Here is a 15,878-nt window from a genome sequence, read left to right on the forward strand (position 1 = left end):
TCTCAAGCAAGGATGGCAAGTAACTGCATTGAATCGGCGCGATTTCTGCGCCGAGCAAAAATAAAAAAGACGCCCAGGCGTAAGCTACCCCCAAACGTGACACGGCCCCATTGCTTCCATATATTTCAATGAAAGCAATGGGGCCAAGTAACTTCATCAAATCAGCCCGATCTTGGGACTGACCAAAAACAGTTACGCTTTATCCTGCTCCTCCTGCTGGGCCACCAGGTCCGCCAGCGTCGTACGGTCTACAACAGAATCCACGGCTTCCTGGATTTCCTTATACAGGTTCAAGGTGATACATTTTTTGGCACGGGCACAGACTGTATGACCCGGTTCCAGACAGGCCACGGGGGCAAGGGAGCCTTCGACAGCGCGCAGGATTTCTCCCGTCGTATATTCTTCCGGTGCCTTGACAAGCTTATAACCGCCTTGGGCACCGCGAGCACTTTTGACCAGTTTGGCTCTGGAGAGGGCAGTTATGATTTGTTCCAAATATTTTTCAGAGATTTCCTGGCGTTCGGATACACTGCGGATGGGAACAAAGTTTTCCTTGCCATTTATGGCAAGATCAAGCATGAGCCGCAGGGCATACCGGCCTTTCGTTGAGATCTTCATGACGTGGTTCCTCCAAAAGCATTCTTTCTGACTCTTGCCATACCATTTTACTATAATTTTCAAAAAAAATCCATACGGTTTGATAGGGATTAAAAGTGTTAGGAATTCAGCCCTTTATCGTCATGAATTTCCGGATTCCTGCATATTTTTCCTGAAGGACACGGCGGCTTTCCTCCAAAAAGGCCGTCAGGTAAGGGGCCTCGTAAAGAGCCTTTGCCGTTACAAGGTCCGTCCGGAGCATATCCGTGATTTCCTTTACGGAAAGCGGCGTAAGGGTCGCTTCCCGCGCGTCAAAAAGGGCACTCAAATGCAGCTGCGAACAAAAGGTCACGCCTAATTTACGCCGTGCAAGTTCAAATTGGGTCTCATCATCACTGATGGAAAATAGCGGGGCCGTAAAGAGGCCTTCCCGTTTAAGGACCTCCGTTACCCGGGAATAAACAGTGCTGCGTTTTTCTTTTCCAAGGATCGTGAGATCCATAAAATCGTGAAGACTCACCACACTCCCCGGTTGAAGCGTGACAGCCCTCCCCTTTTTGAGATGCTTTTTTAAATAATCTCGGTTCCCAACGAGATAAAGCGCCTCCATTCCGACAGGGATGTGCTGAAACAGCGCATAGTCCGTACAGTCCACACCCAGCAGCACATCAAGACGTCCCTCTGCAAGAAGAGGTTCCAGCTCCCTTGTATCGCCGAGTACGGTCTCTACCGTAACAGCGGGATAGGTCTTATGATACTGCTCCAAAAGATCAGGGAGAAAACATTTGGCCCGTGCCGCATTGGTACCAAGACGCACATGTCCCCGCGTTCCAGCTTCCCGCTCTTTTAGGTGCACCAGGCAGCGGCGTTCGATAAGGTCCATCTGCCGCACCGTTTCGTAAAAAATACGGCCCGATTCGGTGAGTGCAACGCGGGGAGACCGCGTAAAAAGCACGCTTCCGACTTCTTTTTCGAGCTTTTTGATATGTTCACTGAAACTTTGCTGCGTGATGTGGGCAAGGCTGGCCGCCTTGGTAAAATTGAGCGTCTTTGCAGCAAGGAGGAACATTTCATAGGAAGTTTGCATGGGCCTTCCCCCCTTTCTTTTTTATTTTATCACAGGTTTTACCCTGTGGTCCATGCAGGAACCTTCTGTTTTACGTCTGCCCCGTTTTCAGCTACACTAAAGGTAAATCAATCCCGTACCACAAGGAGGAACCTGCTATGACCCTCATCGACCCCCATGCGGAAGCTTACTATATCGGTCTTATGAACGCCGCGGGCTACCGCGACAAGGACCTCAAAAAGCCCATCATCGCCATTGTCAATTCTTGGAACGATGTCAATCCCGGCCACAAACCCTTAAAGGAGCTGGCCCAATACGTTAAGGAAGGTGTTTGGGCCGCTGGCGGCGCGCCGGCTGAATTTACGGTCCCCGCTCCCTGCGATGGCATGGCCCAACTGAGAGGCATGCAGTACGTACTCGCTTCGCGCGACCTCATTGCAGGCTCCATCGAAACCATGGTACGGGCCCACCATTTTGACGGTCTTGTCTTTTTGTGTGCCTGCGATAAGATTGTCCCAGCTATGCTCATGGCAGCCGCTTCCCTTGACCTGCCGAGCCTCTTTTTAACGCCAGGATCCATGCTCCCTTATGAGGAAAATGGCGTCACCTATGCCACACCGGACCTCAAGGAATCAATTGGGGCCTATCGGGCCGGTAAAATCGATGAAACGACCTTCTCCCGTTTCCGCCAGAATATCTGTGCCTCCTGCGGCACCTGCTCCATGTACGGCACGGCAAATACCATGGCCGTCTTTACGGAAGCCATTGGGCTTGCCCCCTTTGGGTCAGCGACCCTGCCCTTTTGCGTCTCCCAGAAGGTAAAAGAGGCCCGTGATGTAGGGGAACGGATTGTCGCTCTCACGCGGGAAAAAGTCACAGCCCGCTCTTTCCTGACCAAAAAATCCCTCGAAAACGGCATTCTCCACACATCGGCAACGGGCGGCTCCAGCAACTTTGCCCTTCACATCATGGCGATTGCTTCCGTCGCCGAAGTTCCCCTTACTTTAGAAGAATTTGATAAGATCCAGGAACAGGTCCCGGTCATCGCGAAATTTAAACCCGCCTCCCAATACAATATGGTTGACTATGGCAAAGCTGGCGGGTCCCTAGGCACGCTCAAGACCATCGCACCCTTCCTTCACAAGGATGTACCGCTTGCCATGGGCGGCACCTTGGACGAGGCCCTTGCTGCCTTTACAGGTCCCATTGATCGGAACGTGATTCACGAGCTGACAGATCCCCTATTTGAAAAGGGCTGCTACAGCGTGCTTTACGGTAACCTGGCACCAAATGGGGCCGTAGTCAAAAAAAGCGGCGTCGATCCCGCCATGTTCGTTCACCGCGGGCCTGCCGTCGTTTTTGACTCCGAAGAAGAAGTCATGGAAACCTTTCTCCATAAGGACATCAAAGCAGGGTCCGTACTCGTCATCCGGTATGAAGGCCCCAAAGGCGGACCAGGCATGCGGGAAATGAGTATTCCCGCAGCGATGCTCATCGGCATGGGACTTCAAAAATCGGTTGCCATGATCACGGACGGCCGTTTTTCCGGAGCCTCCCGCGGTCCCTGCGTTGGCCACGTTTCACCTGAAGCTTGGGATGACGGACCCATTGCCTGCGTCAAAAATGGGGATATGATCCACATCGACCTCAACGAGCATCTTCTCGAAGTGGAACTGTCTGATGAAGAACTGAGCCAGCGCAAAAAGGACATCCAAAAGCCCGACCACCCCGCTTTTGGCGTCATGAAGCGCTACCGCGACATTGTCAGCGGCGCTGAAAAAGGAGCCCTATGGTTTTACTGACGGACGGATTTGCGGAGCCTGTTCACAACTTCTGCACACGGTGCTTTGTATAAAGTGCCTTGTGCATTTTTTCTATACAAGATTTGGCAACTTCTATCGTCTATCCAGTTTTTGTATACAACGCTTCTTCATTTTAGGTGTATAATGGAACTGTACCATTTTTCGAATTATCGGATTATTCTCTATCTTTTTTCAAAGAGAGGGAAAAGCCCTGCACGCATCCATGAGGAGGTGCCCCACACCCCCTCAAGAGGGAGGTTCATCCTATGACAAGACTGTCCATTGAGACCCCGTCCAGTGCCGAAATGGTCCTGCGCGGACTCTACCGGGATATTGAGCGGCGCATCAGCGCCAGTTCGCCCGGTCTATGTCCCATCGATATGTCGCTCAGTTTCCTGCGGCTCTGTCATGCCCAGACCTGCGGGAAATGTGTACCCTGCCGCATTGGACTGGGCCAGCTGGCGGCACTGATTGAATCCGTCATGAACCGCACGGCCACACTTGAAACCATTGACCGGATCGAGCGGACGGCAAAGGTCATTGCAGACTCGGCGGACTGCGCCATCGGCTACGAAGCTGCCGTCATGGTCCTTAAAGGGGTCAAAGGCTTCCGTGATGATTACGAAGAGCACATCCTCCGCGGCCGCTGTATTACGGGACTCACCCATCCTGTTCCCTGCGTTTCTGTCTGCCCAGCCCATGTAGATGTCCCGGGCTATATTGCCCTCATCCGGGAAAAACACTATGACGAGGCCGTAGCCCTCATCCGCAAGGATAATCCCTTTCCCGGGGTCTGCGGCTATGTCTGCGAACATCCCTGTGAAGTCCACTGCCGGCGCCGCATGGTTGACGATGCCGTCAATATCTGTGGATTGAAGCGGTTTGCCATTGATCATTCAAAACCTGCGGCACCGCCCAAAAGTGCCAAACCGACGGGACGCACGGTTGCCGTCATCGGCGGCGGTCCTGGCGGTCTTACGGCAGCCTATTACCTGTCCCTTATGGGACATTCCTGTACCATTTTTGAGCAGCGGCCCCAACTAGGCGGGATGCTCCGCTATGGCATTCCTGATTACCGCCTGCCGCCGGAGATCCTTGACCGTGACATCAGTCATATCCTTTGGACGGGCATCGATGTCCATACAGGCATCTCCATTGGAAAGGATGTCAGGATTGAGAATATCCAGAAAGATTATGATGCCGTCTACATTGCCATCGGGGCCCACAGCGACAAAAAACTGCGCATCGATGGCGAAGATGCCCAGAATGTGATCAGTGCCGTCTCCATGCTGCGCGGCATTGGAGAAAACATCATTCCTGACTTTACGGGCAAGCGCATCTGCGTCATCGGCGGCGGCAATGTCTCCATGGACGCGACAAGAACGGCCAAACGCCTTGGCGCGGCAAGCGTCATTTGCCTCTACCGGCGTCGCGTCGAAGATATGACGGCCCTATCCGAAGAAATCAGTGCCGCCATGGCAGAGGGCTGCGAAATCCGTCCCCTTGAAGCGCCGGATCACATCGAAAAAGATCAGGAAGGCAAAGTGGCAGCCCTATGGACCCGGCCCCAGATCATCGGCAAGTACGGTCACGATGGCCGCCCCCGTCCGGAAAATGCAGCGGCGGACCTCACGCGCATTCCCTGCGACTACGTCATCGTTGCCATTGGTCAGTCCATCGTCACAAAACCCTTTGAACAAATTGGGGTGGCAACAGATCACGGTGCCATCAAGGCTGAGCGGTCAAGCGCCGTGCCAGGTCTTAATAATATCTTTGCCGGCGGTGACGCAGTTTCTGGACCGGCTACGGTCATCCGGGCCATTGCCGCGGGAAAAGTTGCAGCAGCCAATATCGATGCCTTTCTCGGCTTTGACCACAAGATTTCTGTCGATATCGAGATCCCGCCGGCCCACTTTACAAACACGCCGCCCTGCGGACGCATCAATCTCAAATATCACGGAAAGCCTGACTGTTCCGGTGACTTCAGCCTGCCTATAAAAGGCCTGACGGCCGAGGAAGCCCGTCAGGAAGCAAGCCGCTGCCTGCGCTGCGATCACTTTGGCTTTGGCAGCTTCAAAGGAGGGAGACAAACCGAATGGTAACACTCACCATTGACAATCAACCCGTCTGCGTTCCAGAAGGAACAACCATCCTTGAAGCAGCCAAATCAGTGGGAATCATCATCCCTCATCTGTGCTACCTCAAGGGGCTCAACGAAATTGCCGCCTGCCGCGTCTGTTCCGTTGAAGTAGAAGGGGAAACGGCCATGGTCACAGCCTGCAACAGTTCTGTTGTCGAAGGCATGGCCGTCCATACCAATTCGCCGCGGGCCCGGGAAACACGCCGCATCAATGTAGAGCTCATCTTAAGCCAGCATGACTGTCTGTGCGCCACCTGTGTAAGGAGCGGCAGCTGCCAGCTCCAGCGTCTGGCAAACTCTCTAGGCATCATTTCCCTTCCTTATGAACGGGAGCTGCCCAAAGGTGCGCGGGGGGCCTGGACCACAACCTATCCACTCTACCGTGATTATCAAAAATGCATCAAATGCATGCGCTGCATCCAAGTCTGTGACAAGATGCAAACCGTCCATATTTGGGACGTTGACGGCACCGGGTCAAGAACCACGGTCGATGTGTCCCATAACCGCGTCATCAAGGACTCGGACTGCACCCTCTGCGGTCAGTGCATCACCCACTGCCCTACAGCAGGCCTTCGGGAAAGGGACGATACGGATAAAGTCTACAGTGCCCTTGCTAGTCCTGATCTCATCCCCATTGTCCAAATCGCGCCGGCAGTCCGCACAGCCTTATGTGAAGCCTATGGCGTTTCCCCTCAGGAAGCACCCATGGGGAAACTGGCCGCTGCCCTGCGCCGCATGGGCTTCCGCTATGTTTATGATACGTGCTTTGGGGCCGACCTTACCATCATGGAAGAAGCCAACGAATTTCTCGAGAAATTCAAGAACGGGGAAACAAGGACACTTCCCCTGTTTACAAGCTGCTGCCCCGGCTGGGTACGCTTTCTCAAAGGAAAGTTTCCAGAACTGACAGACCGCCTGTCAACGTCTAAGTCCCCGCAGCAGATGTTTGGCGCCATTGCAAAGACCTGGCTTGCAAAAAAACTGGGAACGGAGCCGGAAAAACTCTTTCTCGTTTCCATCATGCCCTGCCTTGCCAAAAAAGCAGAATGCGACCTTCCCACGATGCGGACCCAGCACGGCAAGGATGTGGACTGCGTCCTTACGACACGGGAATTGATCCGCATGCTGAACGCGGACCGCATCTATCCCCACCTGCTCAAGGAAGAACCCCTCGATGATCCCATGGGAACCCATACAGGGGCCGGCACCATCTTTGGTGTGACAGGCGGCGTCATGGAAGCGGCCCTGCGGACAGCCTATTATGAAGTAACAGGAAAAGATCCAGATCCGGACCTATTTGCCGATATCCGCACCGGTCCGTCCCTCAGGGAACGGACCTACACCTTGGGCGGTGCTGACGTGCACTGCGCCGTTGTAAGCGGTCTTGGCAACGCGCGGCACCTTCTGGAAGCCATCAAAGCAGGAAAAGTCCATTATGACTTTGTGGAAGTGATGGCCTGCCCGGGCGGCTGCAGCGGCGGCGGTGGCCAGCCTATTTCCATCGATGATGAGGAGCGGGCTGAAAGACGCGGCAAAGGCCTCTATGCCCTTGACCAAAAGATGCCCCTGCGCCTAAGTCACCGCAATCCTCAGATTGAGGCCCTCTATGCGGAATTCCTCGGTAACCCCCTCAGTGAAAAAGCAGAGGAACTGCTCCATACTGATCAGGGGGCGTGGGAGGTGACAGACTGTTACTAGTTTTAGTCAGCCCAAAAAACGGGCTGATTTGCTGCCGTACGTGAACCCCTTTCTAAAAATGGAAAGGCCTGGCAAAAACCGCCCGGCTCATCCACCGTCAAAAGCCGCATGCCGCCTCATTTAATGAAGCAGCATGCGGCTTTTGGACCCTCGCCTTGGCAAGGCGAAAGAACCTGACAAAGACGGCAGCTCACTTGAGCGCTCTGTCACGACTTCTCGTTTTGCTTTTTCTAAGGCATAGAGGGCGCTTGCGAATCGATTGGCGATGCCCTTACCCAGTCCCCAATTCTTGTGCAGCGTCGTCAGCCTGCAGCTTTATGCCTCACATCCAAACCCATCTGAGCCCCAATCGAACCATATAAATGGAAAAACATAAAGGCATCAAACAGCGGCATTATCTCAATAACTCGCATCTTCGGTGGAAGCGGGGCCACCTCGCAGCTGGACCCAAACTGCCCCCTGACGGCGGTTCGGTTCCGCGTCTCACAGGCTTTCAGCCTTGCGGCAGTGCAGCGTCAAGGCAGATTCAGAGCAATTTCTGCGCCAAGGCCATTTTACACGGCCCGATAGCGGTTCTTCCCCTCCACTGTTTCATACCTTACCTTCCCCCGCAGACGAAGGTAGTCCAGGTGGGCGACAGTTTCGCCGACAGCAAAGAATTTTTGGGCAAGGGGAAATTCTTCCCAATTGCGGGAGCGGATCTTCCACTGCATGCGGCCTGCAATTTCATAGGGCGTCAGCCCCGGCTGTTCGGTTACGATACGAAGCGCTTCGGCAATGCGGCGCTCATGGTGCTCCCGAAGGGCTTTTACCCGTTCTTTCACGGTGCCCATGACGCGGCGATGACTTGGGAAGGGATGAGGCGCTTCAAGGTTCTCCACTTTCCCCAAACTCTCAAGATAATCGCCTAAGGAGTCCGTCACATGTTCCCAGTCGCAGATATTCGGAGAAATGGTAAAGAGAATATGGTCTCCGGAAAAAAGCCACCCTTCCTTCGGCGCGTAAAGGCAGAAATGGCCCGGCGTATGGCCTGGCGTCCAAATCGCCTCAAGGTCTACGCCGCCATAGTGCAGTTTGTCACCGTCTTCAAGGTACGTGTAGCCGTCAAACGGTTCCGGTCCTTTCGTTTGGGCAGGATTGACGCGGCGCAGGCCATCCGTCTCTTCTTTCGTAAAGCCGTTTTGGATGCATTTTTCGTAGCGCTTGTCCCAGAAGGTCGGATTCTTGAGATCGCCCATGACCGCACCATCAATGCGGCTGATGTAAATCCTGCACCCATCACGGTGCAGGAACGTCGACTGTCCCGTATGGTCATTGTGGACGTGGGTCAAAAAGATATCTGTCCGCGCAAGGTCCACGCCGACAGCGGTCAGTTCTTCTACCATGGCCTTACGGCACGTTTCTTCATTGAAGCCCGTATCGATGAGAAGGTTGCGCTTTCCTGTAATGAGATAGCTGTTGAGGGCCTTTAGGGGATTTCCCACGAGAGGGATTTCCAGGCGCCAGAGATTGTCAGCAAGGTGTTCTGCCATGAGAGGACCTCCACTAGTTCATGAGGGGATCCGGGCCAAAGCGGTTGTCGCCAGCCGTTCCCTTTTTGCAAAAGAGAAGGAAAAGAAAGTACAGATTGACGAATGGAATCATAAGCAGGAAAAGGCTCCCCCACGACCGGTCAAGGTCATGGAAGCGCCGCAGGGCAAGGCCCAGCTGAAGGACGGACAAAAAGGCATCGATGATCCGCGCTGCAAGTTCCCCCAGGGTAAAGGAAAAGCCCGCATCCATGACGGCCATGTGAAGGAGCTCTTCGCTGCTTGGATGGTTCGGCTGGAAAAGCCCAAAGAAAAAGACCAAAAGGACCTGAAGTCCCATCAGGATGAGGATGCGCTGGAAATAGCGTTTCCTGTTGAGGCGTCCCCGAAAACCCAGGAACTTATCTTGAAGCGAAGCATCATGCCACGGTTCGTATTGGGGCCCCGCCGCAAAAGGCGTCTTTGCTTCCTCCGTCGATGCGCCGCAGGCGTCGCAAAAGGTAGCATCATCGGGCAGAAGATGCCCGCAGTGTTTGCAGAATTGAGTCATGATTGCTCCTTTGGGCCTTACCGGCCCCACCCCCGAGTGCCTTTCAGCATCTTTCGGGAAAATTCCTAAAAAAGATCATTTTGTAAATCATACCCGAAACGGGGACTTTATGCAAGCAAAGAGGGCGCCAAGGAAAACTCCTTGAACGCCCTCGTACGAAAGCTTACAAATTGGATTCTGTGAGGAAAAGCAAGGTCGCTGTCAACGGTAAAAGCGGATTTTGCGCCATGAGTCTTGCCGATGCCGAAAGACGCCCAATGAAGCGATCCTCATCCTGACGCATCACGGCATGCTGTACAGCCGTTCCATGTCCCTGCGGAAAGGGTACCCCGTCAAGCGACAGGGCCTCACACGCAGCGGTGCTCCCTAAAAGCAGGACCCCTGTTGAAAATACAGTCAGTACCACCTGTTTTGTCTTATTTCCCATCATCATCAACTCCCAACCTATCCTTGCTGCCGATGTGATTCATCGTCTGCTTTCCTATGGGGACTTGACCCCGTGCTACTGATTATAACGTAACATTTTCTGATGAAAAAAGCAAGATGATTGGTATGTATTGTAACGATTTTGAATCAATGGGATGGAATCAAGAAATTTTAGTGATAGGAGAGAAGATGGAAAAATAGGAAGCTGTCTTGGAGCCTTTCGCTCTGGCTGTGGCGCATAAGGCCCGATGGGAAAAGACGGCGCTGCTTATTTTTTTAGTCGAAGCGGTTCCTGCGCCAAATAAATCATCAGCACTCCAACCCACCCGTTACTCTCTCATCGACTCCGTTTTCTACGCTTGCCTTGATGGCAAGGGTAAGCCCTTCCACAATCATTTCCAAACACATACTGGGTTCATTTTTTAGGCAGGCGGCCTGTTCCGGAAGGTACGGCACATGGATAAAGCCGCCGCGGCGTCCTTTTCCTTCTTTTTTCAGGAGATCCATGAGACCATAAAAGACATGGTTGCAAACAAAGGTCCCCGCCGAGTTTGACACCTGAGCGGGAATCCCAGCTGCCGTAAGCCGCATTACGATGCGCTTGATGGGAAGTGTCGAAAAATAAGCTGCCGGGCCATCCGGCACAATCATTTCGTCGATGGGCTGGAAGCCTTTGTTGTCCGGGATGCGGAAGTCGTCGCAATTGATGGCAGCCCGTTCGGGTGTAATGGCCATGCGTCCCCCCGCCTGCCCGACGGCAATAATGAGTAAGGGATCAAACTGCTCGATGCCGCGCTTGATAGCTGCAAGAGCCTCATAACGGACCGTTGGAATCATGAGGGCATGCACGGTATGCTGCCCGTCAAGCACTTTTCCATCAAGGCGTTTTACGGCTTCCCAAGCTGGATTGATGGATGAGCCGCCAAAGGGATCGAAGCCGGTCACTAAAATCTCCATAAATTCTCCTTCCACCGCTAAAATGCGTAAAAAACTGTTCTTATGGCTGATAACGCCTACTGTGCCCATCAATTCGGCGCCCTCCGGTCGGGACGCTTTGGCGCCGGCGTTCTGGTCCTTTGCCTTTTTCCATTTACCTTTTTCGAATATGGCTCCAGATTGGCCCAGATGCTAGGAAAAACGCGAAGCAGGCTGACGACGGCGTACAAGATTTGGGTACTTCTAGGAAGCCTGCCGCGTTTGACAACGCAGATGGACCGATATGGACTGTAGGCGAAAAAGGTTTCCTACATCATCCGAAAAAATTCCAAGAAGTGGCTCGCCCGACGAAGGCATTTTTTCGGGCGACTTTACATGAGATTGTGTATCGCAACATTTTACGATGCGCCATGCCTTCATCGCCATCTCATAAATCTTGAAAAGGTAATGAAGGCACGTCGTGCAGAAAATCGGAGCGATTTTTGCTCCGAGTATTAACATGGGGGGAGTCAATTCTATGACAAGAAACTACCTCCGTGGTATAATATCTCCATCATAACCTCGAAAGGAACCTCATCATGCCATCATCCATCGTTCGAAAAGCCGTAGTCCCTGTCGCAGGCTTTGGTACGTCCTTTCTTCCTGAAACCAAGACGATGCCCAAGGCCATGCTGCCCATTGTCGATATTCCCGCCATCCAGTTTGTCATTGAGGAAATCACCAAGAGCGGCATCGAAGAAATCCTCCTCATCAGCGGCCATGCCAAACGCGCCGTCGAGGATCACTTTGATTCCTCCCCAGAACTGGAGGACCAGCTCTTCCAGTCCGGTAAGACCGCCCTTTTGGAACAGATCCGCGACATTTCTAAAGTGAATTTTCACTACATCCGCCAAAAGCAGCAACGCGGCCTCGGGGACGCTATCCTCTGTGCCAAAGACTTCATCGACGGCGAGCCCTTTATCGTCGCCCTTCCTGACGATATCATCCTAAACGACGAAGAAATGGGTCTTTCCCAGCTCCTGCGCCAGTTTGAAACTACCCAATCGACCATCCTTGGCTGCTGCGAAGTTAGGGCAGGGGACGTCTCCAAATACGGCATCGTTTCGGGCGAAAGGGATGAAACTCATTCAGGCCTCATCCGCGTCCATGACATCATGGAAAAACCTGTTACTGAAAAGGCTCCCAGCCATCAGGCCGTCTTTGGACGCTATATCATTACGCCTGACGTCTTTGATTATCTGGAACTCACACCAAACGGCCTTAACGGACAGATCCAGCTGACCGATGCCCTGCGCGCCATGAGCCACAACGAGCCTATGTATGCCTACAATATAAAAGGCCATTTCTATAACGTCGGTGATAAAATGGGCTACCTCAAAGCCGTTGTCGACTATGGTCTGCGCCGCAAAGACCTGAAAGATGATTTTGCCGCTTATCTCAAAGACTTTGTCTCTAAAATGGAATCATGAACATAAGAGCTATGAAGCATGCTGCTTCATAGCTCTTTGAGTTTCTGCAATTGACCCTATCTTATATAACTTGTTTCTATCTATCAGAAAATATGATGATGGGAAAAGGAAGAAATGCCCCTCAGCGTCCCCAATATAGGGACTTTTTATGATATAATATCTTAATATGATATCAACTTAACAAGTTGCAGACATGTTACTCTTTAATCCCTACAAGAATGATTTTGTCATGGTGCCAGATACGTAAAAGAATGGGTTGTACCGGTTCGATGCGGGTCCCCGGCACTTTTTATTGAGTATGCATAGGGGAAAACCCTTTAGAACTATAGATTTTCTATGAATATATTTTGGAGGAGACTTGTCATGTACGACTATCTGATTGTTGGTTCCGGCCTTTTTGGCAGCGTCTTTGCTCATGAAATGCACAAAAAAGGAAAATCCTGCCTTGTCCTCGAACGCCGTCCCCATGTTGGCGGAAACATTTACTGCGAAAACAAGGATGGCATCAATATCCATACCTATGGCGCCCACATTTTTCACACGTCGAACAAAAAAGTCTGGGACTACGTGAATCAGTTCGTTGAATTTAATAACTACGTCAATTCTCCCGTTGCAAACTATAAAGGCGAGCTCTACAATTTACCCTTTAACATGAATACCTTTACGAAAATGTGGGGGGTTGTAACACCTAAGGAGGCGGCTGAAAAGATTGCCCAGCAGCGTGCTGAAGCAGGCATCACAGATCCAAAAAATCTCGAAGAACAAGCCATTTCTCTTATCGGGACGGACATCTATACAAAGCTCATCAAAGGCTATACGGAAAAGCAATGGGGGAGAAGCTGCACGGAGCTGCCGGCATTCATTATTAAACGCCTCCCCGTTCGTTACACCTTTGATAATAACTATTTCAACGATCGCTACCAGGGCATTCCCGTGGGCGGCTACAACAAGCTTATCGAAGGGCTTCTTGCTGGCATTGAAGTCCGTACTGGTGTGGATTATCTAAAGCGCCGCGACGAATACAAAGATATGGCAAAAAGGATTGTCTATACCGGTCCCATTGACGAATACTTTGACTACAAACTGGGCACCCTGGAATACCGCGGCCTGCGTTTTGAAACGGAACGCCTCGAAGAAGAAAATCATCAGGGTGTCGCCGTCATGAACTATACGGACCGCGAAACGCCTTGGACCCGCATCATCGAACATAAACACTTCGAATTCGGGAACCAGCCCGTAACCTATGTGACGAAGGAATACCCGGCAGACTGGAAGCCCGGCGAGGAAGCGTATTATCCGGTGAATAACGAAAAGAATCAAGCCCTCTATGCAAAATACGCCAACCTTGCTGAAAATGAACAAAACGTCATCTTCGGTGGCCGCCTTGCGGAATATAAGTATTATGATATGGATGATGTTGTTGAAAGTGCTTTAAAAGTCGTGAGTTGTGAGAAGAAATAGCTGTCAAGCTGTCCCAATCAGCGCTTACGCTTCTGATTTGCTGTCAAGCTTCAAAAGCTATTTTGACGGTTTTTTATATGTACTCAAAATAGTTATTAAATGCAGCTTATTCATGAAGGGATTCCCACCTATGAACTATAGAAACTTTAATGTATGGAAAATATCTGTTAGTCTTGCTCTATCTACTTATAAGACACTGAAAATATTGCCGAAGCATGAGTTTTATGGGATTGCTGATCAGATGAGAAGAGCCGTAGTCTCAATACCTTCAAATGTAGCTGAAGGAGCAACCAGAGAGCCTGATAAAGAGTTTAAAAGATTTCTCTACATTGCTATGGATCAGCCGCTGAACTAGAAACACAATTTATAATTTGCCAAGCCGTTGGATATCTTGATTCTGAGGTTGTGAAAGATAGAATTCAACAAATTTCTACTGTTAAAGTTATGCTTTCAAAACTTATTAAAAAGATGATTGGCTAATTCAGTTTTTTTAATGGTTTTGGGCATTTAAGCGTTAATCTTTTAAGCCAATGCCGAAGGCTTGAGACATCTAGGGCCAAGGGCCCGAGACAGCTTGACAGCCAAAGTTTATCTGCTTTTAAACTGATAAACTTGAGACAGCTGGGCCAAAAAGTACAAAATCTAGAAGAAATGGATGTGACATACATTTTATGGACATCAAAATTCTAATCGCTACTCACAAATCCTATTGGATGCCCGAGGAGACCATTTATCTTCCACTGCAGGTGGGGGCTGAAGGGAAAAAAGATTTGGGCTATGTAAAGGACAATACCGGCGATAACATTTCTGCTAAAAATGCTAACTTCTGCGAACTGACCGGCCTTTACTGGGCCTGGAAAAACCTCGACGCTGATTACGTTGGTCTCGTCCACTATCGCCGCTATTTTACGAGAAAAGAAGTCCATGATATTGAAAAGAAAAAATCCCAAATCCTTACGAAAGAGGATTGGGAAAACTTGTTGTCTCGCTATCCCGTTATCGTCCCCGATAAACGCAAATACTACATTGAAAGCAATCGGTCCCATTATAACCATGCCCATCATCCGGAGGGCCTTACTATAACGGAGCAGATCCTTATCGAAAAGCATCCTGAATATCTTCCGGCTTTCAATAAAGTTATGAACCGCACATGGGCCCATATGTTCAACATGTTTGTCATGAGACAGGATCTTTTTAACGACTATATGACCTGGATGTTTGATGTTCTTTTTGAACTTGAAAAACGAGTCGATATTACGGGCTGGGATCCTTATGAGTCTCGTATCTATGGATTTGTCAGTGAACTGATGCTCGACGTATGGCTTGAAAAGAACCACACCATCTATCATGAGCAGAATGTTTCCTTTATGGAAAAGCAGAACTGGTTCAAAAAGGGTGGAGCGTTCTTGAAAAGAAAAGTGTTTGGGAGAGATGGGAAATGAATGACGTGACAAATCCCTTGATTAGCGTAATCATGCCAATCTATAATGTCGAATCTTATCTGGAACGTTCTGTTCAATCGGTGCAACAGCAAGACTATCAAAATTTGGAGATAATCCTTGTAGATGATGGATCTACGGATAAGAGTGGCTTGCTGTGCGATAAAGTTGCAGAACAAGATAATAGAATTAAGGTCATACATAAGAAAAATGGAGGCCTTTCTGATGCGCGCAATGTAGGAATTCGCAGTTCTAGAGGAGCTTATATTACCCTCGTAGATTCTGATGATGAAATTGACCATGACTGCATCAGCTATTTATATTCGCTTATAGAACGCTATCATTGCCCAATGTCTTTGTGTACGCATCGTATTTATTATGAACGTTCTAAAAAAAATGTTGAACTCGGCAATCGTGAAGAATGCAAAATGGATGCTAAAACTTGTATCCGGAAAATGTGTTACCACGACCAGGTTGATACCTCAGCGTGGGGAAAGTTATATCATAGAAATTTGTTTTCCAAAATTGAGTACCCTGTTGGAAAAAAGTTTGAAGATATCGGCACTACATATAAGTTGTTTATCCAAAGTAAAATTATTGCCTGCGGATTTAATCCAAAATACACATATCACATTAGAGAAAATTCTATTACGACGAGCTCGTTTAATCCGTCTAAATTAGATTTATTAGAGATGACAGATAAAATGGAAGGTAAATTGCAAGTTGAATTTGAACAACTATAATCAAGAAACACACTCAATAGCA

At 50.2% G+C, this 15,878-nt stretch carries 14 protein-coding genes and 1 pseudogene; 9 read left to right on the top strand and 6 right to left on the bottom strand.

The genetic code is table 11. From position 1 onward, the window contains the following. Positions 1–192: 192 nt before the first annotated feature. Together QZQ08_RS08595 and QZQ08_RS08600 are read right to left on the bottom strand one after the other, a co-directional pair. Complete coding sequence (locus QZQ08_RS08595; protein WP_296330868.1) at positions 193–618, bottom strand: Rrf2 family transcriptional regulator; 426 nt, start codon at positions 616–618, stop codon at positions 193–195. Positions 619–724: 106 nt separating this feature from the next. Further along, on the bottom strand, positions 725–1,684 hold the full coding sequence (locus QZQ08_RS08600; RefSeq protein ID WP_296330870.1) for a LysR family transcriptional regulator: 960 nt from the start codon (positions 1,682–1,684) through the stop codon (positions 725–727). 137 nt (positions 1,685–1,821) lie between these two features. Here QZQ08_RS08600 and QZQ08_RS08605 point away from each other — a divergent pair, with 137 nt between their 5' ends. The 3 genes from QZQ08_RS08605 (at position 1,822) to QZQ08_RS08615 (ending at position 7,303) form a co-directional block, all read left to right on the top strand. Beyond that, entirely contained in the window at positions 1,822–3,465 is a 1,644-nt protein-coding gene (locus QZQ08_RS08605; protein WP_296330873.1) for a dihydroxy-acid dehydratase, read from the top strand. Between the two features lie 266 nt (positions 3,466–3,731). Beyond that, positions 3,732–5,567, top strand: a complete 1,836-nt coding sequence (locus QZQ08_RS08610) for an NAD(P)-binding protein (RefSeq protein ID WP_296330876.1) — start codon at positions 3,732–3,734, stop codon at positions 5,565–5,567. Beyond that, on the top strand, positions 5,561–7,303 hold the full coding sequence (locus QZQ08_RS08615) for a [FeFe] hydrogenase, group A (protein ID WP_296330878.1): 1,743 nt from the start codon (positions 5,561–5,563) through the stop codon (positions 7,301–7,303). The genes QZQ08_RS08610 and QZQ08_RS08615 overlap by 7 nt, the downstream gene beginning before the upstream one ends. 554 nt (positions 7,304–7,857) lie before the next feature. On the opposite strand, the gene QZQ08_RS08620 is transcribed toward QZQ08_RS08615, so the two are convergent. The 4 genes from QZQ08_RS08620 to pcp form a co-directional block, all read right to left on the bottom strand. After that, on the bottom strand, positions 7,858–8,835 hold the full coding sequence (locus QZQ08_RS08620; protein WP_296330881.1) for an MBL fold metallo-hydrolase: 978 nt from the start codon (positions 8,833–8,835) through the stop codon (positions 7,858–7,860). A 13-nt stretch (positions 8,836–8,848) separates the two neighbouring features. Next, positions 8,849–9,382 (bottom strand): DUF805 domain-containing protein, encoded by a 534-nt coding sequence (locus QZQ08_RS08625; protein ID WP_296330884.1) that lies wholly within the window; start codon positions 9,380–9,382, stop codon positions 8,849–8,851. Positions 9,383–9,545: 163 nt separating this feature from the next. Beyond that, on the bottom strand, positions 9,546–9,815 hold the full coding sequence (locus QZQ08_RS08630) for a hypothetical protein (RefSeq protein WP_296330886.1): 270 nt from the start codon (positions 9,813–9,815) through the stop codon (positions 9,546–9,548). Positions 9,816–10,117: 302 nt separating this feature from the next. Continuing rightward, positions 10,118–10,765: a pyroglutamyl-peptidase I gene (gene pcp / locus QZQ08_RS08635; RefSeq protein WP_296330889.1), complete on the bottom strand. Its 648-nt coding sequence runs from the start codon at positions 10,763–10,765 to the stop codon at positions 10,118–10,120. A gap of 42 nt (positions 10,766–10,807) precedes the next feature. Here pcp and QZQ08_RS08640 point away from each other — a divergent pair, with 42 nt between their 5' ends. The 6 genes and pseudogenes from QZQ08_RS08640 to QZQ08_RS08665 all read left to right on the top strand — a co-directional run bounded on the left by QZQ08_RS08640 (position 10,808) and on the right by QZQ08_RS08665 (position 15,856). Beyond that, on the top strand, positions 10,808–11,038 hold the full coding sequence (locus tag QZQ08_RS08640) for a hypothetical protein (protein WP_296330892.1): 231 nt from the start codon (positions 10,808–10,810) through the stop codon (positions 11,036–11,038). A 284-nt stretch (positions 11,039–11,322) separates the two neighbouring features. After that, on the top strand, positions 11,323–12,213 hold the full coding sequence (locus tag QZQ08_RS08645; protein ID WP_296330895.1) for a UTP--glucose-1-phosphate uridylyltransferase: 891 nt from the start codon (positions 11,323–11,325) through the stop codon (positions 12,211–12,213). Positions 12,214–12,576: 363 nt separating this feature from the next. Further along, positions 12,577–13,674 carry a UDP-galactopyranose mutase gene (gene glf, locus QZQ08_RS08650; RefSeq protein WP_296330897.1) on the top strand — a complete coding sequence of 366 codons (1,098 nt, stop codon included), beginning with the start codon at positions 12,577–12,579 and terminating at the stop codon, positions 13,672–13,674. A 130-nt stretch (positions 13,675–13,804) separates the two neighbouring features. Beyond that, a pseudogene (locus tag QZQ08_RS08655) lies at positions 13,805–14,154 on the top strand (four helix bundle protein). Between the two features lie 191 nt (positions 14,155–14,345). Beyond that, positions 14,346–15,116 (top strand): DUF4422 domain-containing protein, encoded by a 771-nt coding sequence (locus tag QZQ08_RS08660; protein WP_296330899.1) that lies wholly within the window; start codon positions 14,346–14,348, stop codon positions 15,114–15,116. Then, positions 15,113–15,856, top strand: coding sequence for a glycosyltransferase family 2 protein (locus QZQ08_RS08665; RefSeq protein ID WP_296330901.1), 744 nt, complete (start codon positions 15,113–15,115; stop codon positions 15,854–15,856). Before QZQ08_RS08660 ends, QZQ08_RS08665 begins: the two co-directional genes overlap by 4 nt. The last annotated feature ends 22 nt before the right edge of the window (positions 15,857–15,878 follow it).

Origin of the sequence: uncultured Acidaminococcus sp., from assembly GCA_900538365.1 — a bacterium.
GTDB lineage: Bacteria > Bacillota > Negativicutes > Acidaminococcales > Acidaminococcaceae > Acidaminococcus.